This window comes from Massilia sp. CT11-137 (assembly GCF_047302885.1).
Lineage (GTDB): Bacteria > Pseudomonadota > Gammaproteobacteria > Burkholderiales > Burkholderiaceae_D > Telluria > Telluria orientalis.
Genome location: NZ_JBKYMP010000002.1, coordinates 1,751,969 through 1,774,793, shown reverse-complemented (window position 1 = coordinate 1,774,793; position 22,825 = coordinate 1,751,969). Strand labels below are relative to the sequence as shown.

Genomic DNA, 22,825 nt, shown 5'->3' with positions numbered 1-22,825 from the left:
CGCGGATTCCGATACGAAGGTCTAGAAGATGGCCTCGGATTCCTGCGATCGTAGCATGTCCGGCCTTGCGGCAACAATTCCTTCATGACAAGATGGCCAGCTGGCCAGCACGACATGAAAGAGACACGATGAATCACGCCGACTACCTGGCCCACGACGCCACCGCCCTCGCCACCTGCGTGGCCGCCGGCGACGTCACGCCCGCCGCACTGCTCGACCTCGCCCTCGGGCAACACGCGCGCGTGCACGGCCGCGTGAACGCCGTCGTGCGGCTGATGGAACGCGAGGCGCGGGCCCGGGTCGCGGGACCATTGACCGGCCCGCTGGCGGGCGTCCCCTTCCTCATCAAGGACGGCGTGCAGGACTATGCGGGCATCCCGACGACCTACGGCAGCCACAGCATGACGAACAACGTGCCGACGCGCCACGCCCACGTCGTGCAGCGCTATCTCGACGCGGGCCTCGTCATCTTCGGCAAGACGAATTTGCCGGAATTCGCGACGCGCGGCGTCACCGATCCGGTGCTGTACGGGCGCACGAACAACCCGTGGGACCTGGCGCGCACGCCGGGCGGATCGAGCGGTGGCGCGGCGGCGGCGGTCGCCGCCGGCATCGTGCCGATGGCGGCCGGCAACGACGGCGGCGGGTCGCTGCGCATCCCGGCCGCGTGCTGCGGGCTGTTCACGCTGCGGCCGTCGCGCGGGCGCGTGTCGTCCGGGCCGGGCATCGGCGAAGTCTGGTTCGGTGCGTCGAGCGAAGGCGTGATTTCGCGCAGCGTGCGCGATTCCGCGCTCGCGCTGGACGTGCTGCAGGGTGCGGAGCCGGGCGATCCGTTCGTCATTGCGCCGCCGGCCGCGCCGTACGTCGAGCTGATGCGGCGCGATCCGGGCAGGCTGCGCATCGGGTATTCGACGGTGTCGCCGATTGGCACGGAGGTGCATCCGGAGGCCGTGCTTGCTGTGTCGCGGACGGCCGAGTTATTGGCTCATTTGGGCCACGACGTCGAGGAAGCGGCGCCTGCTATCGATGGCGCCGCCCTCGCGAAGAGTTATTTGCACGTGTACTTCGGGCAGATCCCGGCGGCCGTACGACGCGCGCAGGCGCTGGGGGCGCGGCGCGATGACGTGGAACTGATGAACCGGATTCTCGTTACGCTGGGCGACAGTGTGTCGGCGACGCGGCTGACCACGGAGCTGAATCGCTGGAACGAGTTTTCGCGTTTGTTGGGCGATTACTTTGGTCGCTACGATCTGTTCCTGACGCCGACGCTGGCGCATCCGCCGATTACGCATGGGACCGGGGATCCGTCGGCGGCGGAGCAGCGCGTGCTGGGGTTCCTGCACGGGACGGGCATCCTCGGTGTGCTGGCGCGGCTTGGGTTGCTTGACAGGACGGTCGACAAGATTGCGACCGACAACCTGCGTTATGTGCCCTTTACCCAGTTGTCGAACCTGACCGGGACGCCGGCGATGAGCGTGCCGTTGCACTGGACGGCGGAGGGATTGCCGCTCGGGGTGCAGTTCATGGGGCCGTTCGGGAGCGAGGAGCGGTTGTTGCAGGTGGCAAGACAGTTGGAGGACGTACAGCCGTGGTTCGAACGCATGCCGGGGATGGCGCGCGGGTGACGGACCCGCGGCTCTTACATGCTGTCGAGCTGGGACACGATCTCTCGGACACGCGCGTCGCCACCACCCAGCAGTGCGAGCAAATCGGCCTTGGCATCCGGTTGCGCCAAGCGTGCGCGGAGGTCGTCCGTCGGCCGGGTGTAATGGAGACGGCTGTTGTCGATCCAGGCAATCAATTCATGACGCAAACGCTCCCTAAGTGCCGCATCCGACCGCGATGCGGTCTCCAATTCCGCGATGAGTGCGAGATGGTGCCACGGCTCGCTCTGGACGTAGCGCAGCATCAGGTCGACGTCGCCGCGCTCCCGCAACAACGACAATGCGACGTCGGCGGGAACGAATGCGCCATGCTTGCGGCTCAAGGTCAGCACGGCCTTGCGCACGCGGGGCGACTCGTCCGCCAGCACACGCTGTGCGATGTGATCCTTGTCCCCAGGTGCAAGTTGGCGCCAAGCGGAGAATGCGTAGCTGCGCACGCGCGCCGACGGGTGCATCGTCATCCGCAGCACCAGGTCGACATGATCGCGTTTCCCGGTTTCGGCCAGTCCCATCAGGCAAGCGCGCAGCACGGCAATGGCGCTGTCGGGCGCTGCCAACCGCGCCGCGAACAACGGCCCGCTGTCGATGCCGTGGCGTTCGAGCCAGCTGTTTGCGACGAGTCTTACCCAGCTATTCGGGTCGGCGAGCATATCGGTGGCAAGCGTCCGATGCGTCTCGGTCCCGTCGGACAACAGGCTTCGCAATGCGCTCGCGCGGACCATGCCGAAGTGCGAACGCAATGCGAGACGGCCCAGCGCCTCGCGGTCGTCCGCACTCAACCGGACGAGCGACTCGGCGGCCTTGTGTGCCAGGACGATATCCATGCCGTTCGACAAGCCCAGGCGGACAAGCGCGGCGGGATCCACCAGGCCATGCTCCGCCAGCAGGCGATAGCAGGTGCGCGCAACGATCGCGTCGCCACCCGAGACCGCCGCGGCGATGCGGTCGGCACCGACCTGCGCCACGACCGCCTGTTCGAACGCCTGCAGCCACGCGGAGTGATCGGTCCGTCTGGCCACTCGCAGATGCTGGACCGTGCCGAGCAGACGAATACCCGCATCGGCATCCAGCAGCGGCAGCCAATCCAGCACGAGTGCTTGCGCGCGCTGGCGGACCTGCGGCACCCAGTCGTTGAGGCGGTCGACGATGGCCGGGAGCAGGTCCGGCGAGCGCAATTCGGCCGCGCGTTCCAATGCCACTTCGCGCACAAAGCCGCTGTAATGGCACATGTCGGCGCTCAGCGCGTCCACGCTATTCCGCCGGCGCACTTTGACAATCAACCCGGCGACAGGTCTCATGTATGCAGACAATGTCGGTGCTGGGGGCGGCTGGGCCGGTGCGTCAGGCGCGGGATGCGGCTGTGTAAACCAGGACTTGATCTTGTCGAGAAATGTCATGGCGCTGCGCGGCCGGAGTGACGTGCATGGGCACCTCGATGGACACAGTGGACTTCGCTGCCTCGGCCCGGATCCGATAGCTCTGGTACGCGGGGATCGCGATCGCTGCAAGCACACCGACGACGAAGGCCACAGGGAAGATCAGGACGAGGACTCTGATCGCGATGTGGACGGGCTCGCTGATCACGCCATTGTTGTACTTCCTGGCCCAGCTCTGCTGGCTCATGAAGGCGTACACGAACGTTTCGATGAGAGCGATCAGTCCCGGGATGCCTGTCCAGCAGAACAGGATGTAGAAAATGCCAGTGACCGGACTCCGCAAATAAAACCGGTGAATGCCGACGCCACCTACGAACGCCGCCAGCACCGTGGCCACGCTCTGGCTTTTGACGTTGCCGGCGACAGCGGCTGCTTGCTGACATCCGCAATGAGGGCACGAGATCGCCGTTTCGTGGATTTCTTTTCCGCAGCCTCTGCAAAACACCATTGCCATGCTTCCTCCAACAGCTGATTTCGAAATGACAACTATTGCCTCAGGGTACCGCATGTATTTCATGTTGGCAATGAAATATCGATCAGCAGAGACGAACAGTGCATTCCGAATGCTGACGATTACTCATGAACGACACGCGTATACAATTCGGCCACGCGCTGGACGGAAATGCCTTCACGCTGTTTGACTGCCAGCGGATGGTCGGTCGATGATGCACGCATCCGAATCCAGCTGGCACCGTGTTCCGCGTTCGTCTTCCGGCACGGCGTAATAGCTCAGCGGCGCAGCGGCGTCGAGCGCGGGCATGCCGTGGTGGGTTTGGCCGCAGGCGGTGCAATGACATTCGAATGACATTGGTTGTGGTCTTCTGGCGTTTTGGTGGCTGTTGCGGCTTGCTTGCTTTTGGTATGCGCCTGCGGCGCGCTGTCCGCGTTGCGGACAGCAAATGGGCGATTCGAAGAGGGCTGCGCTTGCAAGCGCAGCCCTTCGAATCTCACACGGAAGCGCGCAGGCGCTTCCTCGCTTCCGCCAGGAAACAAAAAAACCGCCTTCGGGCGGTTTCTTTTGTTTCCTGGCGGAAGCGGTGAGATTCGAACTCACGAACGGGTTCCCCCGTCGGCAGTTTTCAAGACTGCTGCCTTCAACCACTCGGCCACGCTTCCTGAGGAACCGGCATTATACATAAATCATTGCCCCACGGGCAGCAAACGGACGGTCGACGATGCCGCCTCCCCCATGCCCATCAACAACCAGTTCTCCCGCAAACTCTTCTCGAACTCATACGCCGGCAACGGCTTCCCATACAGGTAGCCCTGCACCTCGTCGCACCCCGCCTGGCGCAGGAATTCCAGCTGCTCCAGCGTCTCCACGCCTTCCGCGATCACGCGGTGTCCCAGCTTGCGCCCCATGCCGATGATGGTGCTCGCGATCGCGCAATCGCTCGGGTCCAGCGGGATGCCCGTCGTGAACGAGCGGTCGATCTTCAAGGTGTCGATCGGGAAGCGCTTCAGGTACGACAGGCTCGAATAGCCCGTGCCGAAATCGTCCAGCGACAGCGCCACGCCCAGCGCGCTGATGCGGTCCATGATGGCGATCACGTGCTCGATGTCGTGCATCAGCGTGCTTTCCGTGATCTCCAGTTCCAGCCAGTGCGGATCCAGGCGGTAGCGGCGCAGGGTCTCCGCGACGCGGCCCGGCAGCGACGGCGTGAACTCGCGTGCGGACACGTTCACCGCCAGGCGGAACGGCGGCAGGCCCGCGCGTTGCCAGATCGCGGCCTGGGCGCAGGCCTGTTCCAGCACCCACTCGCCCACCTGCACGATCAGGCCCGTGCTTTCGGCCAGCGGGATGAATTCGATCGGCGGGACCATGCCCCGCACCGGATGACTCCAGCGCACGAGGGCTTCGGCGCCCACCACGCGGCTCGAGCCGATTTCGAATTTCGGCTGGTAGTGCAGGATCAGTTCGCCGTTGCCGAGCGCGTGGCGCAGGCCCGATTCGATCAGCATGCGCTGCTGCATGCCCTCGTTCATGTCGAGACGGTAGAAGGCGACGCTGCGGTCCGGGTTTTCCGCGTGTTCCTTGGCGCGCTCCATCGCGATGTCGGCCATGCGCAGCAGCGTCTCCGCATCCTGGCCGTCCTGCGGGTAGACGGAAATGCCGATGCTCGCGCCCACGCGCAGGTCGTGGCCCTGCACGAGGAACGGCGCTTCCAGCGCGGTCTGCAGCTTCTGCGCGACCGTCGTGGCCTCGAAGTGCTGGCGGATGTCGAACAGGCCGACGGCGAATTCGTCGCCGGACAGGTGCGCCACGACGTCCTCGTCGCGCAGCGCGTTGCGCAGGCGTTCGGCGACCAGGCGCAGCAGGTCGTCGCCGACCCGGCGGCCCAACGTGCCGTTGATCAGCTTAAAACGGTTCAGGTCCAGGTACAGCACGCAGGCCGTCGATTCGTTGCGCTGGGCGACCATCAGGGCCTGGTCGACGAGGCGGCCGAACAGCGTGCGGTTCGGCAGGCCGGTCAGCTCCTGGTAGTAGGCCAGGTGGTGCAGGCGTTCCTCGGCGAGCTTGCGTTCCGTGATGTCGGTGAGATACGCGATCAGGCCGGTCGGGCGGTCTTCCAGGTCGCACAGCGGCGACAGCGACAGGCTCGCCCAGAAGATCTCGCCCGATTTCTTACGGCGCCGCACTTCCATCATGCGGCCGCCCTGCTCCGCGAAGGCGTCCTGGAAGTCCTGGTCCTCGTCCGCGTACAGGAACAGGATGTTGCGGCCGACGGCTTCCAGCGCCGTGTAGCCGAACAGGCGCTCGGCGCCCTTGTTCCAGCTGGTGATGTAGCCCATGCGGTCCAGCGTCAGCACGGATTCGTGGATCTGGTCGAGGATCTGCGACTGGTGCGCCAGCTGCGCTTCGACCTGGGCATAGGCGTGCGTCGTGCGCTGGGCCAGCGAATGCACCTGCATCAGCGTGCCGGTGAGGCCGGCCAGCGCTTCCAGCTGGCGCAGGTCTTCCACGGTGTAGGCGCGGCCGGCGACTTCGTAGCGGCCGAAGCAGACGCCGTCGGCGCGCACTTCCTGCAGCAGCGCCCCCTCCACCATGTGCGGATGCAGGACGCCTTCCGGGATGTATGCGCAGTGCGGACTCGCGAGCAGCGCGCCGGCGATGCGTCCCAGCTCGGCCCACAGGTCGTCCCCTCGGAGTTTCAACACGGCGTCGCAGACGGCAGCGCTGCCGCCCGCGAAATCGATCGGCGCAGCGGCTGGCATCCTAGACATTGCGGGCTACCTGGATGGCCCAGTGATAGGCGTGCAACTGGCTCTGCCACCAGTCCGGCCCGTCGACGCCCGCTGCCTCCAGCGTCTCCGGATCCGGCCGCCCCGCTTCGGCGAGCCGCAACCGTTGGCCCAGTTGCCCTTCGCGCCGCAGCAGGGCCGCTTCGACGTGCCCGGGCAGGTTCAGGTCCTGCACGATCTCCGCCATCGGAATCTGGAACAGGCGATCCAGCAGCGAGAACACGCCGGCCATGAAGGCGAGGTCCTGCTCGTCGCGGTCGCCGCCGTCGCGCTTGCACAGCGACTCCAGCGCGGCGCCGCGCAATGCGGCCACCGGCAGCATCAGGTTCGGCGGGCTGTCCGGATGCTGGCGCGCGTACAGCAGCAGTTGCAGCCAGCGCTGCAGCTGGCGCCGGCCCAGGCGGCTGATCGCCTGGCCGAAGCTCGTGATCTGGGTACCGACCGAGAACGCGGCGGAGTTCACCAGTTTCAAAAGGTGATAAGACAGCGCCGGATCCGCTTTCAGCTGCGCTTCCAGTTCGCGCGAGTCGGCGTCGCGCGCCAGCAGCGCGAGCATCGTCAGCATGCGCCGGCGCGACGTGCCGTCGTCGCCTTCGCCCACGCTGCCTTCCAGCGCGTAGTCGCCGCTGAACCAGGAAAAGCCCGCGTTCTCGCAGGCGCGGTACGCGTCCGCGTCGTCGACGTTGTAGGCGAGGTGCGGTCCGAACAACGTCGGCAGCGCGCCGGCGCGCGGCAGCGCCGTGCGGCCATCGCGCGCCACGGTGCGCAGCGCGATCGGTGCGGCGACGCCTTCGGGCAGCGCGCCGTCGATCAGCACGCGGTAGCCGGCCATCTGCAGTTCCGCCAGGCGCCGCGCCGTGCCGTCCGTCGCCAGCGCGTCCGCGCGCACGGCCAGCAGCACGCGGCTGGCCGGCAGCACGTTCAGGACGGGCGGCGTCAGGACAGCCGCATCGTCCAGCAGCACGATGCAGTCGAGGGGGGCGATGGCGGCCAGCAGGTCCGGCGTGCCGAACAGGCCCTGCAACGCGGGATCGTCGAGTCCTGTCCCCGGCGTGCCAAGCAACAGAGCGACCCACTCGTTCTGCGCGTTGGCGACGGAGCGTACTTCAACCACCGGGAACGGGGCGCTGGACATTAGCGGATATGCATTGATAGTAACCAGCTAATGGTAGAGCACGGCTTATTGGAAAGCAACTGTTTCTGTTTCCTCTAGGACACGGTTTTACAGATATATTTACGTACCCGTGCCGCCGACGCGGCCATGCTGCAGGGCGAACTTGATCAGCTCCGCCTGCCCTTCGATGCCGAGCTTGCGCTTGATGTTCAGGCGATGCGTCTCGACGGTGCGCACGGACAGGTCGAGCGCCTTCGCGATCTGCTTGTTCGACTCGCCGTTGGCGATGTGGCGCAGCACTTCCTGTTCGCGCGAGGTCAGCTGGTTGTCCTGCGCGGCCGGGCGCGCGAGCTGGCGCGCGACGGCGGCGCTGTAGTAGATGCCGCCGGCCACGACGGTGTCGATGGCGAGGACGATGTCCTTGCCCGGCGCATCCTTCAGCACGTAGCCGCGCGCCCCCGCCTGCATCGCCTGCGTGACGTATTCCAGCTTGTCGTGCATGGACAGGATCAGCACCGCGATGTCGGGATAGTTCGCGTACAGGCGCGCGGTGGCTTCGATGCCGCTGCCGTCGCGCATGGTGATGTCCATCAGCACGAGGTCGATGCGCGTGCTGCCCGCGAGCGCCAGGGCATCAAAGCCGGAATCCGCTTCCGCCACGACGCGGAAGTGAGATACCGCTTCCAGCCGCGCGCGCAGGCCGTCGCGCACGAGGGGGTGGTCGTCGACCAGCATGATGTGGACGGTCTTCTCGGTCATTCAGGTCTCCAGTTCGACGCTCGCGCGCACGGTGGTGCCGGCCGCGGACGATGCGATGTCGAGGTGGCCGCCGATCGCGTCCAGCCGCTCCATCATGTTGCGCAGGCCGATGCCGCGCTGCGGGTGCGTGGCCACGCCCTCGGCGTCGAAGCCGGCGCCGTCGTCCGCGATGGTTAAAAGCACGCGGCCGTCGCCGGCATGCAGCGCCAGGTCGATGTGGCGCGCGCCCGCGTGCCGCTCGATGTTCGTCAGCGCTTCCTGGGCAATGCGGAACAGCACCGTGCCGACGGTCTGCGGCAGGTGCTCGGCGTCGCCCGTTACGTCGAACGTCACGGGCATGCCGCTGTGCTGCGAGAATTCCTCGGCCAGGTGGTCGAGCGCCGCCGCGAGTCCGAGGTCGTCCAGCAAGGTCGGCCGCAGGTCGTGCGAAATACGCCGCACCTCGCCCAGCACCTTGTTGAGTTCTTCCGCCGTGCGCTCGAAGCTGGCGTGGGCCTGGCGCTGCTGGTCCGGCGTGCCTTTCATGCGGATGATGCCGGCCTCGATCTGCAGCTTGATCGACACGAGCCACTGGCTGATGCCGTCGTGCAGGTCGCGCGACAGGCGCGCCCGTTCCTGCTCCTGCGAATCGACGACGCGCTGCGCCAGCGCCTTCAGCTTGGTGTCGGCCACGCGCGATTCGCTGATGTTCAGCGCGAGGCCGGCGCCGCCGATGACGAGCGTGGCGAGGATGGCGAGGCCGGCGATCCACCACATCGTCGTCTCGATGTTGCGCGACTGCTGGGCGTCGACCTGGTCGAGCGCGGCCTGTACGTCGTCGAGATACAGGCCGCTGCCCATGATCCAGCCCCATTGCGGCACCGGCACGACGTAGCCGAGCTTGGGCGCGGACTTGTTCGTGGACGGCTTGACCCAGTTGTAGCGCACGAGTCCCCCGCCCTGCTTCGCGACGGCGACGATGTTCTGGATGGTCGGCGCGCCGAACTGGTCGTGCAGGTTCCACAGGTCGCGTCCGACCAGCTCCGGCTGGCGCGGATGCATCAGGTTGCGGCCGTCCATGTCGTAGACGAAGAAATAGCCGTCGTCGCCGAAGCTCAGGGATTGCAGGATGCGCTTGGCCTCGGCCAGCGTGGCCGGGTCGTCGCGCCCGGACGCGGTCAGGTGGGCGATCGAGTGCGACGCGAGATCCACGTAGTGCCGCAGTTCCGCCTGCTTGCTGGCCAGGTAGGCCCGCTGGATGGTGGCGTGCTGCTCGTGCGCGAGCGCGATCGCCTGCTGCCGGACGAACAGGGCGATCGCGCACAGCGCCACGATCAGCGGGGCGATCGCGAGAAAGATGACCTTCTGCCGTAATTGCATGCCGTGCGCGTCGAAATAGTCGTAACATGAAATTGTACGACTGATCTACTGTTGCTGCTTGCCGGAATTGCCGTTCCCCGTTGGGTGGGGGGCCCCGCGCCCACGCGTGATGTCGACGCAACGTACGCCTTCGCGTGGGCGGGGGCCGCCCACCCTACGTAGTATCACGTAGAAGCCTGCGTAATCATGCGCTTGTGAGTCACGGACCCGTGCAAGATACTGACAGGCACGCTGCTGTTCGTGCAAGCCGGCATCGACCGGTCGCGCAGCGCAACATAATCGGAGGAGTCAACATGAAACGTCTAACAAGCCAGCTCGGATGGGCTGCGCTTTCGCTCGTGGGCGCCGTCTCGCTCGCCTATGTCGCCCTCAAGCGCGGCGAATCCATCAACGCGGTCTGGGTCGTCATGGCCGCCGTCTGCGTCTACCTGATCGCGTACCGCTTCTACAGCCTGTTCATCGCCGACAAGGTGATGGGCCTCGACCCGCGCCGGCAAACCCCGGCGTACAAGTACAACGACGGCCTCGACTTCGTGCCGACGAACCGCTACGTGCTGTTCGGCCACCACTTCGCCGCGATCGCCGGCGCCGGTCCGCTCGTCGGCCCCGTGCTCGCCGCGCAGATGGGCTACCTGCCCGGCATGCTGTGGATCCTGGCCGGCGTCGTGTTCGCGGGCGCCGTGCAGGACTTCATGGTGCTGTTCATCTCGATGCGCCGCGACGGCCGCTCGCTCGGCGACCTGATCAAGTCGGAAATGGGCGAGATCCCCGGCGTGATCGCCCTGTTCGGCACCTTCATGATCATGGTGATCATCCTGGCCGTGCTGGCGCTGATCGTCGTGAAGGCCCTGGCCGGTTCGCCCTGGGGTTCGTTCACCGTGATGGCGACGATCCCGATCGCGCTGTTCATGGGCATCTATTCGCGCTACATCCGCGTGGGCCGCATCGGCGAGGTGTCGCTGATCGGCTTCGTGCTGCTGATCGGCGCCATCGTCGGCGGCCAGTACGTGCACGATTCCGCCACCTGGGGTCCGATGTTCACGTTCAACGGCACCCAGCTGACCTGGATGCTGATCGGCTACGGTTTCGTCGCCTCCGTGATCCCCGTGTGGCTGCTGCTGGCGCCGCGCGACTACCTGTCGACCTTCCTCAAGATCGGCACCATCGTCGGCCTCGCGCTGGGCATCGTGTTCGTCGCCCCGATGATGCAGATGCCGTCGATCACCCGCTTCATCGACGGCACCGGTCCGGCCTGGTCCGGCTCGCTGTTCCCGTTCCTGTTCATCACCATCGCATGCGGCGCCGTGTCCGGCTTCCACGCGCTGATCTCGTCGGGCACCACGCCGAAGATGATCGAGAACGAGCAGCACGCCCGCTTCATTGGCTACGGCGGCATGCTGATGGAATCGTTCGTCGCCATCATGGCCCTCGTCGCCGCGTCGACCATCGACCCGGGCGTCTATTTCGCGATGAACAGCCCGGCCGCCGTGATCGGCACCACCGCCCAGACGGCCGCCGCCGCGGTCTCGAACTGGGGCTTCGTGATCACACCCGACCAGCTGACGCAGATCGCGAAGGACGTCGGCGAGCACACCATCATCTCGCGCGCCGGCGGCGCCCCGACGCTGGCCGTCGGCATGGCCCACATCCTGTCGAACGTCATCGGCGGCAAGGTCATGATGGCGTTCTGGTACCACTTCGCGATCCTGTTCGAAGCACTGTTCATCCTGACCGCCGTCGACGCGGGCACGCGCGCCGGCCGCTTCATGCTGCAAGACCTGCTGGGCGCCTTCGTCCCGTCGTTCAAGCGCACGGAGTCGCTGCCGGCGAACCTGATCGCCACCGGCCTGTGCGTCGCCGCGTGGGGCTACTTCCTGTACCAGGGCGTCGTCGATCCGCTGGGCGGCATCAACACGCTGTGGCCGCTGTTCGGCATCGCCAACCAGATGCTGGCCGGTATCGCCCTCACCTTGGGCACCGTCGTGCTGTTCAAGATGAAGCGCGGCCAGTACGCGTGGGTCTCGATCGTGCCGACCATCTGGCTGCTGATCTGCACGCTGTCGGCCGGCTGGCTGAAGATCTTCGACCCGAACGTCAAGGTCGGCTTCATGGCCCACGCCCACAAGTTCCAGGCCGCGCTCGACCAGGGCCAGGTGCTGGCGCCGGCCAAGTCGCTCGACCAGATGAGCCGCATCATCTTCAACGACTACGTCGATGCCACGCTGTGCGGATTCTTCATGGTCGTCGTGATCGCGGTGCTGCTGTACGGCATCCGCACGGCGCTGGCGGCGCGCAAGAACGCCAAACCGAGCGCCCAGGAGACGCCTTTCGTCGCGGCGCCTGCCGCCTCGATGGCCGAGGTGCAGTGATGCTCGGCGCGCTCGCACAGGCTGGCCGCTATCTCGGGCAAAGCATGCGCCTGATGGTCGGCCTGCCGGAATACGACACCTATGTGGCACACATGGAGAAGAACCATCCGGATCAGCCGGTCATGAGCTACGAGGAATTCTTCCGCGAGCGCCAGGAAGCGCGGTACGGTAGCGGCAAGCGCGGGGGTTGTTGCTGAGCTAGCACTTTTACCGTAAGGCAATATATCGTCGCCCCCGCTTCGCCGGGGGCGATGTTTTATCGGCCCTCCCCTTCCCCGCGCCCCCGCTTTGCGCCAGCACAAACGGCGCCCCATATCCCTCACCTATAGTCAGTTCCTGCAAGAATTTGCTTTCTTGCATGGTGAACCTGTGCGACAGGTTCGTTCGCAGCGCCGACCGCCGGATCCGCCCAACCCATGCAGACTCTCGAGCGCTCAAGCCTCAACCGAAAACTGACGTCGATGTGCCTGCAGGCCGCCGCCAGCGCGCTGCTCGTCGTGTACGTCGCCTTTGCCCTGGCGACGGTGACCGGCCAGCGCCGCGAGGAACGGCAGGAACTGGAGGCGCTGGCCGCCGTGCTCGCGCAGGGCGGCCTCGATGCCGTGCAGTTCAACGACCGCCGCCTCGCCACGCAGCTGCTGGCCGCGCTGGAAGCGCGCCGCGGTCTCGCCTCGGCCGTCCTGTACGACCGCAAGGGGCAACCGTTCGCCACCTGGCGTGCAAGCGGCCAGGATGCCGCGGACAAGGTCGAAGCGCTCGGCGGGCTCGATCCCGACACCGTCGCCGCGGCCGCCGATGCCGGCAGCCGCCCCTGGCTGCCCGTGCTGCGCGTCTACCGCGTGCTCGGCGCGCCGGCCGCCGCCGACGGCCGCGCACTGCCGCCCGTGGGCGCCGTCATGATCGAGAGCGACCTCGTGCCCCTGTGGCTGGACATCGCGCGCGCACTGGGCGTGATGGCCGCCGCGCTGGCCGCCGCGCTGCTGACGGCGTTCGTGCTCGTGCGGCGGCTGCGGCGCAGCATCAGCGACCCGATCGGCAAGTTGATCAACGCGGCGCAAAAAGTCTCCGCCAGCCAGAACTACACGCTGCGCATCGCCCACAACCGCAACGACGAGCTGGGCGTGCTGATCGACAGCTTCAACAACATGCTCGCGCAGATCGAAGGCCGCGGCGCCGCGCTCACGCACCACCGCGACGAACTGGAACGCCAGGTCGGCGTGCGCACCGAGCAGCTGGAAAAGGCGAAGAACGCGGCCGAGGCGGCGAGCCGCGCGAAAAGCGCCTTCCTCGCCACGATGAGCCACGAGATCCGCACCCCGATGAACGGCGTGCTGGGGATGACGGAAATGCTGCTGGGGACGGAGCTCACCGAAACACAGCGCAACTACACACGGCTGGTGAAGCAGTCGGGCGAGCACCTGCTGGTGATCATCAACGACATCCTCGACTTTTCCAAGATCGAGGCGGGCAAGCTCACCGTCGAGTACATCAATTTCAACCTGTGGGACCTGCTGGACGACATCCATACCGTCTACACGCCGCAGGCCGAGGCGAAGAACATCCCGCTCCATTTCGACATCGCCAACGACATCCCCGTCGCCATCTGCGGCGACCCGAACCGGCTGCGCCAGATCATGGCCAACCTGCTCGGCAACGCCGTCAAGTTCACCGACCACGGACGCATCCTCGCCAGGGTGCGCATCGCGAGCGAGGACAACCAGGCCGTGATGCTGCGCTTCGAAGTGCACGACACGGGCATCGGCATCTCGCGGGAAGCCCGCAGCCGCATCTTCGAGGCGTTCTCGCAGGCCGACGATTCCACGACGCGCAAATACGGCGGCACGGGCCTGGGCCTGGCGATCTCGAAACAGCTCGTCGAACTGATGGGCGGTTCCATCGGGGTCGAGAACGCCCTCACGCAAGGATCCGTGTTCTGGTTCACGGTCGCCTTCGACAAGCGCCGCGTCGATCCGGATGCGCCGGGCGACCACCAGCACACGATCGACGGCCTGCGCGTGCTCCTCGTCGACGAGAGCGAAACGAGCCGCATCGGCCTCGAACGCCACCTGGCCACGTGGCGCGTCGAATGCGACGCGGCGGAGAGCGCGGACGAAGCACTGGAGCGGCTGGACGAGGCGGCGCGCGCGGGCCGGCCGTACGACGCCGCGATCCTCGACATGGAGCTCGCGCACACGAGCGGCCTGCTGCTGGCCGCGCAGATCAAGCTTGATGCGGCCGCGCGCGCCACGCGGCTCGTACTGCTGAGCCCCGAACGGCTGGCCGCCGATCCGGTGCAGCGGCGCGAGGCCGGCGTCGCCTACCAGCTCATCAAACCCGCGCGCGCGGCCGATCTGTTCGCGTGCCTGGCGACGCCGCCGCGCGGCCAGGTGGCGCCGGCGCCGCGATTCATGCCGCCGCGCCCGCTGCAACTGGACGCCAACCGCCCGCGCACGCGGCGCGTGCTGCTGGCCGAGGACAATCCCGTCAACATCGAGGTGGCCCGGGCGATGCTGGAAAGCCTCGACCTGCAAGTGGACTGCGCGCGCAACGGCGAAGATGCATTGCAGGCCGTACGCACGAATTCCTACGACGCCGTGCTGATGGATTGCCAGATGCCCGTGATGGACGGTTTCGCCGCGACGGCCGCGATGCGGCGCGAAGAGCGCGAAGCGGGCCGTGGCCGCGTGCTGCCGATCATCGCGATCACGGCGAACGCGCTGCAGGGCGACCGCGAAGCCTGCCTCGCCGCCGGCATGGACGATTACCTGTCGAAGCCGTTCAGCCAGCAGGAAATCGCGGCCGTGATCGGGCGCTGGATGGCGCTGCCGCTCGCGGCCACCGTGCACCATGACGACGAGCCGCCGCGGCTGCCGCCCGCATCCGTCGAAGTGATCCAGCGCGACGTCATCAACCGCGTGGCGCTGGACAAGATCCGCGCCCTGTCGCGCGACCGCGGCGACGCGCTCGTGCAGAAGGTGATCGCCGCCTACGTCGACGACACGCCGCAGCAGCTGCGCACCCTGCGCTCCGCCATCGACGGTCTCGACACGGGCAACGTGCGCCGCATCGCGCACACCCTGAAATCGGCCAGCGCCAACGTCGGCGCCGAGGCCCTCGCCGCCCTGTGCAAGGAACTCGAGCACCTGGGCCGCGCCGACACCACCGAAGGCGCGGACGCGATCCTGACCGACATGGAACAGGAGTTCCAGGCCGTCCGGCATTCGCTCACCGCCATCCTCGAAAAGGAAACCTGACATGCCAGCCCTAACTGCTACCGTCCTGGTCGCGGACGACGATCCGGTGATGCGCCTCCTGATGCTCGAGATGCTGGAAGGCGTCGGGCTGGAAGGCATCGAAGCCGCGGACGGCCGGGAAGCCGTGGCCCTCGCGCACGCGCGCGCGCCCGACCTGATCCTGCTGGACGTCGAGATGCCGAAGATGGACGGCTTTGCCGCATGCCGCGCGATCCGCGACCTGCCGAACGGCGCAATGGTCCCGATCGTGATGGTGACCGGCGGCGACGACCTGGAAGCCGTCACCAATGCGTACGAGGCCGGCGCCACCGACTTCGTCTCGAAGCCGATCAACTGGCCCATCCTCGGCCACCGCGTGCTGTACGTGCTCCGTGCAAGCGATGCCATCGTCCGCCTGCGCATCGCCGACGCCCAGAACCGCGCGGTGCTGGCCGCCATTCCCGACACCTTCTTCCGCATGTCGCGCGACGGCTTCTATCTCGATTACGAGCCGGGCCGCGACGGGCCGGGACGCGGCGTGCGCGACGCCGGCGCGGACGAACAGATCGTCGGCCGGCACGTGACGGACGTCCTGCCGCGCGACATCGCCGAGCGCCTGTTCGAGCAGGTGGGCATGGCCCTGCACGTGCAGCAGGTGCGCTCGGTCGAATACGAGTTGATCCGTTTCGGCGAGGCCCAGCACTTCGAGGCGCGCCTCGTCGCCACCGGTCCGAACGAAGTGCTGGGCCTCGTGCGCGACATCAGCGAGCGAAAGCGCGCGGAAGAACAGATCCGGCGCCTGGCCTATTGCGACAGCCTCACCGGCATCCCGAACCGCCAGGCCTTCCTGGAAATGCTGGAACGCGAGCTGCAGCGCTCCAAGATCGGCAACAAGAAATTCGCCGTGCTGTTCATGGACCTGGACGCGTTCAAGCGCATCAACGACACGCTGGGCCACGACGTGGGAGACCAGTTGCTGAAGCAGGTGTCGGACCGCCTGCGCGAGACGATCCGCCCGAACGACCTGCTGTCGCGCGGCGACCTGGTCCCGCGCGCGGACACTCCCAACAGCACGGGCACGAACCTCGCGCGCCTGGGCGGCGACGAATTCACGATCCTGATCCCCGACCTCGAACGGGTCGAACACGCCCTCAACGTGGCGCACCGCGTGAAGGATGCCATGCGCCGCCCCTTCGCCATCGAAGGCAACGAGATCTTCGTGACGGCCAGTATCGGCATTTCGCTGTTCCCGGAAGACGGCGACGACTGCACGTCGCTGCTGAAGTACGCGGACACCGCGATGTACCACGCGAAGAACTGCGGCAAGAACAACGCCAAGCTGTACTCGTCGTCGCTGACGATGCAGATCATGAGCCACGTGAAGCTGGAAGTCGGCCTGCGCCGCGCGCTGCAGAACGACGAGTTGTACCTGCTCTATCAACCGCAGCTCGACGTGCGCTCGAACGAGATCGTCGGCGTGGAAGCCCTCGTGCGCTGGCGCCATGCGGAACGGGGCGTCGTCTCGCCGAACGAGTTCATCCCGCTGGCCGAAGAAACGGGCCTGATCGTGCCGATCGGCGAATGGGTGCTGCGTACCGCGTGCAGCCAGGCGCGCCACTGGCAGAAACTGGGGCGCCGTCCCGTGCGCATCGCCGTGAACCTGTCGGCCAAGCAGTTCAAGGACGAGAACCTGTCGCAGATCGTGCTCTCGGCCTTGCACGACACGGGCCTCGACCCGCGCCTGCTCGAACTCGAGCTGACGGAAGGCACGCTGATGGACGATGCGAAGGCCACGCTGGCCACCCTGGAGCAACTGCGCGGCATCGGCGTGTACCTGTCGATCGACGACTTCGGCACCGGCTATTCATCGATGAACTACCTGAAGCGCTTCGACGTGCGCGCGTTGAAGATCGACCGCAGCTTCATCAGCGGCCTGCCGCAGGATTCCGAGAATGCCGCGATCACGCGCGCCATCATCGCGATGGCGCACGGTCTCAAGATGATCGTCGTGGCGGAAGGCGTCGAGACGGGAGAACAGCTCGTGCTGCTGGAAGAATACGGCTGCGATCTCGTGCAGGGCTTCTACCTCGGACGGCCGGCGCCGCCGGAAGCGGTGACCGGCATGCTGCAGAAGTTGTGGGTGCCGATGGCGGCCCGGTAACCGCACAGTAAAACAACGTCGCCCCCGCGAAGGCGGGGGCCCAATTTAGCGCCGTCGATACGCCAAACTTGGGTTCCCGCCTTCGCGGGAACGACGGGTTACTGCTTCGTGAATTTCAACGTGTGCACCACCGCCCCCGGCAGCAGCGGGGTCGGCTTCCCGCGCACCCAATCCTCGTGTCCTTTCAGGAAGTACGGCGACAGCGGATGCCCGCTCTGCCCGCCGGGCATGTCGAACAGCCCTTCTTCCTCGCGCCCCGGCGCCACCGTCAGGCGCTCCGACTGCCCGAACTTCGGCCCCGCCACGCGCGGCATGTTGGCATCGCCCGGTAACTGGTCCGGCGGGACGCTGAGCCAACGGCGCAGCGCCGGCAGCGCGATCGTGAACGGATGCGCGATCGTCGCCGTGTTGCGCTGGCCCCAGGTGGCCTGCGCGAGCGGCGTGCCGTCTTCCTTGATCTCGGCGATGGCGCGGTCGATGGCCGCCAGCTGCAGGTCTTGCCAGCTCGCGTAACCGGCCGGCAGCCACGCGGCCGGACGTTCGTCCAGCAGGCGCGCCACGACGTCCGGCCAGCGCGACGTCGCGACCACGATGCTGGCCTTCGGATCGAGTTTCGCCAGCTCCGCATCGACGCCGGCGAACAACAGCTCGTGCAGCGACCACATGAACTGGCGCGCGAGGCGATAGCCGACGGACGTCGTGCTCGCGCGGCCGTCCCAGCTCGTCTCCAGCAGGCGGCGGAACTCGGCGCGCTCCGGATGCCGGTCCAGCGCCTGGGCATCCAGCGCGGCCAGGGCGCGCTCGCGCCAGCCGGCGATGAACGGTGCGCGGTCGTCGAGGGACGCCTGGAACGCGGCCGGCACGTCCGTCCTGTCGCCCAGTTGGCGCACGTTGCCGCTCAACTGGTGCACGCGCGCGCCCAGGTCGAAGCCGCCGTCGCCGATGATGCCGGCGCCCTCGCCCGCGAGCTGGCGGCTGTTCGCCGTCACCAGCTGGCCGCCGGGCGGATTGACGACGCGCGGATGCTGCGCCGGCGCGAGCAGGCCGCTCCACGTGGGCACGGCACCGTCGGCCGCGAGCGGGAACGACACCCTGGGGCCGCCCTGCGCGCGCTGCGGCAGCGCGCCGCCGATGGTCCACGCGATGCCGCCGCGGTCGTCGCCGAGGACGACGTTCTGCGCCGGGATGCCGTCGCCGGCGGCCGCGGCGAGCGCCTCGTCGAGGTTCGTCGACGCTTCCAGCTTCAGGTGGTTCAGGTTCAGCGCGCCGGGATCGTGCGCGACCCAGTGCACCGCGTACTGGACGCCGTCGACGGTGCGCACCGGACCGAGGCTCGTCTCGACCACGGTCATCGTCTGCGCCGGTTCGCCCTTCACGAGCAGCGTTTCCGTGTGCGCGACGGGCGTTTCCCAGCCGTTCGTCGTGCGCACCTGGCCGGGATGGTCGGCATCAAGGCCGAGGCGGACGAGGTCGAGCGTGTCCGCATAGCTGTTGGTAAAGGCCCAGGCGACATGGCCATTGCTGCCGACGATGACGGCCGGCGGCGTCCCCGGCAGGCTCACGCCGACGACGCGGCGCGGCTGCCCCTGCGCGTCCGGGAAGCGCAGCGCGACGCGGTACCACGTGTTCGGCAGCTGCAGGCCCAGGTGCATGTCGTCGGAGACGATGGCGGCGCCGTTGGCCGTGCGCGTCCCGGCGATGACGTAATTATTGCTGCCCACGGAATCCGTGAACGCGATCCCCGCCACCTGGCGCGCAGGGACGCCCGCCCTGCGGCCCCACCAGGCCGGCGCCGTGGCCGGAATCGGGGCCGGCGCCAGCGCGACGGCGTCCGCATCCATCGGCGTATCCCAGCGGGTCGCCTCGGGCAGCAGGAAGGCCAGCTGGGCCGGATCGAGGTGCGCGGCGAGCCAGCCCCGCGCCAGTTCGCGCGGTTCCTGGTTCCCCTGCAAATCGAAGTACATGGCCCACACGGCCAGCAGCGAATCGGCGGGTGTCCACGGACGCGGCGTCGCGCGGCTCAGCAGGTATTCGAACGGGCGCGCGCGCAGGCCGTTCAGGCCGTCGTTGACGCCGGCGGCGTAGCGGTCCAGGAACGCGCGCTCGGCCGGCGCCATGCGCTGCACGGCCTGTTCGGCGCGGGCGCGGAAACGGTGCAGGCGGTGCGCACGGTCGAGCGGCAGCGCCTTGGCGCCGAACAGCTCGGCGAGTTCGCCGGCGGCACTGCGGCGCAGCAGGTCCATCTGGAAGAAGCGCTCCTGGCCGTGCACGAACCCGGTGGCGTACGCGACGTCGAGCCGGTTCGCCCCGCTGATGGTCGGCACGCCGTTCGCGTCGCGCTCCACGGTGACGGGCGCCGACAGCAGCGGCGAGCGATGCTGGCCGTCGAGCTCGGGCAGGCTCGCGCGCAAGGCCATCCAGGCGCCGCCCGCGACGAGCACCGGCAGCACCACGACCCCGACCGCAACCCGCCGCCCCCATTTGCCCCATCCACGTTGTCGCATGCGCTCATCCCTTTGGAGAAAGCGGCATCTTGCCAGAAATTGCACGTGCGGGCGAGTACGCGACAACCGTTACCCGCGATGGTTCCCCGTGCGCGATTGAGCTGGCTCTCTCGTAGGCTTTTACTGTCTTCTAAGCTGTGGAAAGGCGCGCAAGACGCGCGTGTTGGTTGGAGGAAGCACCATGATTCGGGTGCTGGGTATTGGGTTGGTGCTCACGCTCGCCGCGTGCACGACACCACAGGAGCGCGCGGCCCAGGCGCAAGCCGATGTCGAGCGGATGATGGCGGTCTACGGCCCTGCCTGTGTCCGGCTGGGCTATGCGGCCCAGACGGATGCGTGGCGCAGTTGCGTGATCAGCCTGGGTGCGAAGTACGATCTGCAGCACTATGGACCGCCTGCGGGCTACTACGGCTGGGGTCCGGGTTACTGGCGGGGTGGCTGGTGGGATCCGTATTGGTAACGCGCGGGGTGAGGCGCGGGGTAAAGCGCTGAACGACGCGGCGCGCAAACTCGGCTTTCGTCACCGCTTCACGACCTTCCAGCAGGCGCTCCAGCGACCGCTGGATGTGGCGGACCAGTTCCGGATAGCGCGCATCCGGCGGATGCAGGCTGAAACGCACGAGCGGCGAGCGCGCCAGCATGGCTGCCGTGGCGTCCGCGACGCGCGGCGAGAGGATGCGCCCACCGCGGTTGCGTGCCGCGTACACGAGCGACGGCGACAGGATCGCGTGCGTGCCGTGGCGGTTGTTTTGCGTGAATGGCGTAGACGTCGCGGGAGAGATGTCCGGGTTCGGTTCGTCTTCCAGCCGATCTTGCGGCCGATCTTGCGACTGATCTTGCGACTGATCTTGCGGCAGACCTTGCCGCAGACCTTGCGGCCAATCTTGCGGCAGCGCCGGATCGGCGCGGCCGGGCACATCGTGACGCCGGTCGGGGCCGGTCGCGCCCGTCCAGTTGCGCGCATCGAACTGCCTGTTGCCCGGGCCGCGGGCAGACTGGTTGCCTTCGCCGGCCTGGACAGTCCCGCTGCCATACTGGACACTCGCGCCGCCGTATTGCACATTCTCGCCGCGGTAACCTGGCCGATCACCGGTGTCATGCAAAACCTGCTGGCGCTGCGGCCGCGCGGCGGGGTGGCGCTCGCGGGCCGGCAGGCAATGAAAATGGCTGAACGTGGTCGTGTACGTGAACGGCGCGTCGCGCAGCGCCCGCCAGGCGCCCTCGCCCAGCAGCCAGGCCGGGGGGACGAAGCCGGTGGGTGTCCAGCCGCGCGCCGCGAACCAGTCGAGGCCCAGCTCCAGGCGCCGCCGCGCTTCCGCCTCCATGAGCGCCGCGAATTCTCCCTCGCGCCGCGTGTACACGTTACGCAGGAAGCGCGCGCGCAGGCCGCCGGTGCCCGCCTCCGTGTCGAGATGGCTGTAGCCGTGCAGCGCCAGCTCGTCGCCGCGCTCCAGGGCCACGTTCAGGCAGGCTTCCATCGCGGGCGACTGCTCGGGGCGGAAATGGTAATGCGGGACGACGAGCCACGTCAGCGGGATGTCCGCCACGGCGCGCACCGCTTCCACGAGACGCAGGCAATCGCTCCACGTGGCCGGCGCCACGTCGTGGATCGAGACGCACAGCATGTGCTCGTCAGGGGACCAGTCAGTCTGTGACACGGATGCGCTCCCGTTCATGGATCAGGTCGATGGCGATGTCGGCGGCCGCGTGCGGATACCCGTGCAGCAGGCCTTCGTAGCGGCCGATCACCTGCGGCAGGATCTCGTTCCAGTCGTAGCGTTCGACTGCCCTGCGCCGTGCGGCCTGCCCCATGCGGACGAGGTCGCGCTGGTAGATCGCCTCGATCGCGCCGGCCAGGCTGTCGACGCGGTTCGGCTCGGCCAGGATGCCCGTCTCCGTGTCGACCAGCTCGGCCACGCCGCCCTTGTTCGTGGCGACGACGGGCAGGCCGCACGCCATCGCTTCCAGCACGATCAGGCCGAACGTCTCGCAATCGCCCGGATGGACGAGCACGTCGCAGCTGGCCAGCAGGCGGGCGAGCTGGCGCTGGTCGCGCCGGAACGGGATGTGCGTGACGCGGTCGCAATACGGCAGCACGCCGCCGCCGCCCACGAGGACCAGGTGGTACGGGTCGCCCAGCTTGCGCACGGCTTCGATGAGGACGTGCAGCTTCTTTTCCGGCGTGAAGCGGCCCGCGTAGACGAGCAGGCGCGCGTCCGGCGCGAGTCCCAGGTGTTCGCGCAGGGTCCCGTCGCGGCGCTGCGGACGGAACACGCTGCTGTCGATCCCGAGCGGCTGGTGGACCGCGCCGGACACGCCGATCGCGTCCAGCTGCTGCACCATGACGCGGCTGGGTGCCAGCACGAGGTCGAACTGGCGGTACAGGTTGGCGAGGTAGCGGCAGGTGCCGCGCGCGATCCAGCGGCCGAAGCGCGGCTGCACGAGGCGCGGCAGGTCGGAGTGGTAGAAGGCGACGGCCGGGATGTCGTAGCGCCGGCGCATGCGCAGCGCGGCCCAGGCGCAGTGGCCGGCGTCGCCCGCTTCGACGACGTCGGGGTGGACCGATTCCAGCAGACGCACCGGCCCTTCGACGGACAGCGGCATGCGGAAGCCGTGGAAACCCGGCAGGCCGGCGGACGGTATCTTGACGAGCGCGGGCACCGTGTCGTCGCATGTCTCCACGTTGGAGCTCATGATCGTGTGCCGGACGCGGCTGCGCCGTGCCAGCCAGTGGGCCTTGGCATTCAGATAGGTGCTGACGCCGCCTCCTTCGGCCGCGTAGAACATCGTGATGTCGACGAGATGCATGCTTGGGGTCCGGTCAAAGTATCCCCACAATAGCAGCGTAGACGGTGCGCCGGGTTTGCGCACTGTCAAGCGAACACCGCCTGCTGCCGGGAGCCGTCCTGGCCGCGCAGGCGCCGTCCGGCGCCGCTACGATGCCGTCACTGTTGCGTGACGGTGCGAGGGCTCCCCGTTGTGG

Annotated in this window: 15 protein-coding genes and 1 tRNA gene; 5 read left to right on the top strand and 11 right to left on the bottom strand. The window is 67.6% G+C overall.

Going from position 1 to position 22,825, the window contains the following annotated elements:
• Positions 1–128: 128 nt before the first annotated feature.
• Entirely contained in the window at positions 129–1,625 is a 1,497-nt protein-coding gene (locus ACEN98_RS24550) for an amidase (RefSeq protein ID WP_413387512.1), read from the top strand.
• Between the two features lie 14 nt (positions 1,626–1,639).
• Here the strand turns inward: ACEN98_RS24550 and ACEN98_RS24545 are convergent, their stop codons facing one another.
• From ACEN98_RS24545 to ACEN98_RS24510, 8 genes are all read right to left on the bottom strand, one after another.
• Complete coding sequence (locus ACEN98_RS24545; protein ID WP_413387511.1) at positions 1,640–2,914, bottom strand: hypothetical protein; 1,275 nt, start codon at positions 2,912–2,914, stop codon at positions 1,640–1,642.
• 91 nt (positions 2,915–3,005) lie between these two features.
• On the bottom strand, positions 3,006–3,554 hold the full coding sequence (locus tag ACEN98_RS24540; RefSeq protein WP_413387510.1) for an NINE protein: 549 nt from the start codon (positions 3,552–3,554) through the stop codon (positions 3,006–3,008).
• Between the two features lie 174 nt (positions 3,555–3,728).
• A complete protein-coding gene (locus ACEN98_RS24535) occupies positions 3,729–3,860 on the bottom strand; it encodes a hypothetical protein (protein WP_413389079.1) in 132 nt (43 codons plus the stop codon).
• Between the two features lie 266 nt (positions 3,861–4,126).
• Positions 4,127–4,216, bottom strand: a tRNA-Ser gene (locus tag ACEN98_RS24530).
• 24 nt (positions 4,217–4,240) lie between these two features.
• Positions 4,241–6,316, bottom strand: coding sequence for a putative bifunctional diguanylate cyclase/phosphodiesterase (locus ACEN98_RS24525; RefSeq protein WP_413389078.1), 2,076 nt, complete (start codon positions 6,314–6,316; stop codon positions 4,241–4,243).
• A 1-nt stretch (position 6,317) separates the two neighbouring features.
• A complete protein-coding gene (locus tag ACEN98_RS24520) occupies positions 6,318–7,478 on the bottom strand; it encodes an EAL and HDOD domain-containing protein (RefSeq protein WP_413387508.1) in 1,161 nt (386 codons plus the stop codon).
• Positions 7,479–7,577: 99 nt separating this feature from the next.
• On the bottom strand, positions 7,578–8,216 hold the full coding sequence (locus ACEN98_RS24515; protein ID WP_413387507.1) for a response regulator: 639 nt from the start codon (positions 8,214–8,216) through the stop codon (positions 7,578–7,580).
• On the bottom strand, positions 8,217–9,575 hold the full coding sequence (locus ACEN98_RS24510; RefSeq protein WP_413387506.1) for a cache domain-containing protein: 1,359 nt from the start codon (positions 9,573–9,575) through the stop codon (positions 8,217–8,219).
• A gap of 293 nt (positions 9,576–9,868) precedes the next feature.
• On the opposite strand from ACEN98_RS24510, the gene ACEN98_RS24505 reads away from it, so the two are divergent.
• The 4 genes from ACEN98_RS24505 (at position 9,869) to ACEN98_RS24490 (ending at position 17,338) form a co-directional block, all read left to right on the top strand.
• The gene (locus ACEN98_RS24505; protein WP_413387505.1) at positions 9,869–11,944 is read left to right on the top strand and encodes a carbon starvation CstA family protein; all 2,076 of its coding nucleotides are present in this window, start codon (positions 9,869–9,871) and stop codon (positions 11,942–11,944) included.
• Complete coding sequence (locus ACEN98_RS24500) at positions 11,944–12,141, top strand: YbdD/YjiX family protein (protein WP_413343761.1); 198 nt, start codon at positions 11,944–11,946, stop codon at positions 12,139–12,141. The genes ACEN98_RS24505 and ACEN98_RS24500 overlap by 1 nt, the downstream gene beginning before the upstream one ends.
• Before the next feature lie 219 nt (positions 12,142–12,360).
• Entirely contained in the window at positions 12,361–15,198 is a 2,838-nt protein-coding gene (locus tag ACEN98_RS24495; RefSeq protein WP_413387504.1) for a response regulator, read from the top strand.
• Position 15,199: 1 nt separating this feature from the next.
• A complete protein-coding gene (locus ACEN98_RS24490; RefSeq protein WP_413387503.1) occupies positions 15,200–17,338 on the top strand; it encodes a putative bifunctional diguanylate cyclase/phosphodiesterase in 2,139 nt (712 codons plus the stop codon).
• A 98-nt stretch (positions 17,339–17,436) separates the two neighbouring features.
• Here ACEN98_RS24490 and ACEN98_RS24485 read toward each other — a convergent pair whose 3' ends face one another.
• The 3 genes from ACEN98_RS24485 to ACEN98_RS24475 form a co-directional block, all read right to left on the bottom strand.
• Entirely contained in the window at positions 17,437–19,842 is a 2,406-nt protein-coding gene (locus tag ACEN98_RS24485) for a penicillin acylase family protein (RefSeq protein WP_413387502.1), read from the bottom strand.
• A 353-nt stretch (positions 19,843–20,195) separates the two neighbouring features.
• Positions 20,196–21,500, bottom strand: coding sequence for a DUF2334 domain-containing protein (locus tag ACEN98_RS24480; RefSeq protein ID WP_413387500.1), 1,305 nt, complete (start codon positions 21,498–21,500; stop codon positions 20,196–20,198).
• Positions 21,487–22,650 (bottom strand): glycosyltransferase, encoded by a 1,164-nt coding sequence (locus ACEN98_RS24475; protein WP_413387499.1) that lies wholly within the window; start codon positions 22,648–22,650, stop codon positions 21,487–21,489. Before ACEN98_RS24475 ends, ACEN98_RS24480 begins: the two co-directional genes overlap by 14 nt.
• Positions 22,651–22,825: the final 175 nt, after the last annotated feature.

What these genes read in the sequence shown, in the direction of transcription:
- ACEN98_RS24550 (WP_413387512.1), top strand. Translation starts at nt 129, where the DNA reads ATGAATCACGCCGACTACCTGGCCCACGACGCCACCGCCCTCGCCACC.
- ACEN98_RS24540 (WP_413387510.1), bottom strand. Translation starts at nt 3,554, where the DNA reads ATGGCAATGGTGTTTTGCAGAGGCTGCGGAAAAGAAATCCACGAAACG.
- ACEN98_RS24535 (WP_413389079.1), bottom strand. Translation starts at nt 3,860, where the DNA reads ATGCCCGCGCTCGACGCCGCTGCGCCGCTGAGCTATTACGCCGTGCCG.
- ACEN98_RS24525 (WP_413389078.1), bottom strand. Translation starts at nt 6,316, where the DNA reads ATGCCAGCCGCTGCGCCGATCGATTTCGCGGGCGGCAGCGCTGCCGTC.
- ACEN98_RS24520 (WP_413387508.1), bottom strand. Translation starts at nt 7,478, where the DNA reads ATGTCCAGCGCCCCGTTCCCGGTGGTTGAAGTACGCTCCGTCGCCAAC.
- ACEN98_RS24515 (WP_413387507.1), bottom strand. Translation starts at nt 8,216, where the DNA reads ATGACCGAGAAGACCGTCCACATCATGCTGGTCGACGACCACCCCCTC.
- ACEN98_RS24510 (WP_413387506.1), bottom strand. Translation starts at nt 9,575, where the DNA reads ATGCAATTACGGCAGAAGGTCATCTTTCTCGCGATCGCCCCGCTGATC.
- ACEN98_RS24505 (WP_413387505.1), top strand. Translation starts at nt 9,869, where the DNA reads ATGAAACGTCTAACAAGCCAGCTCGGATGGGCTGCGCTTTCGCTCGTG.
- ACEN98_RS24500 (WP_413343761.1), top strand. Translation starts at nt 11,944, where the DNA reads ATGCTCGGCGCGCTCGCACAGGCTGGCCGCTATCTCGGGCAAAGCATG.
- ACEN98_RS24495 (WP_413387504.1), top strand. Translation starts at nt 12,361, where the DNA reads ATGCAGACTCTCGAGCGCTCAAGCCTCAACCGAAAACTGACGTCGATG.
- ACEN98_RS24490 (WP_413387503.1), top strand. Translation starts at nt 15,200, where the DNA reads ATGCCAGCCCTAACTGCTACCGTCCTGGTCGCGGACGACGATCCGGTG.
- ACEN98_RS24485 (WP_413387502.1), bottom strand. Translation starts at nt 19,842, where the DNA reads ATGCGACAACGTGGATGGGGCAAATGGGGGCGGCGGGTTGCGGTCGGG.
- ACEN98_RS24475 (WP_413387499.1), bottom strand. Translation starts at nt 22,650, where the DNA reads ATGCATCTCGTCGACATCACGATGTTCTACGCGGCCGAAGGAGGCGGC.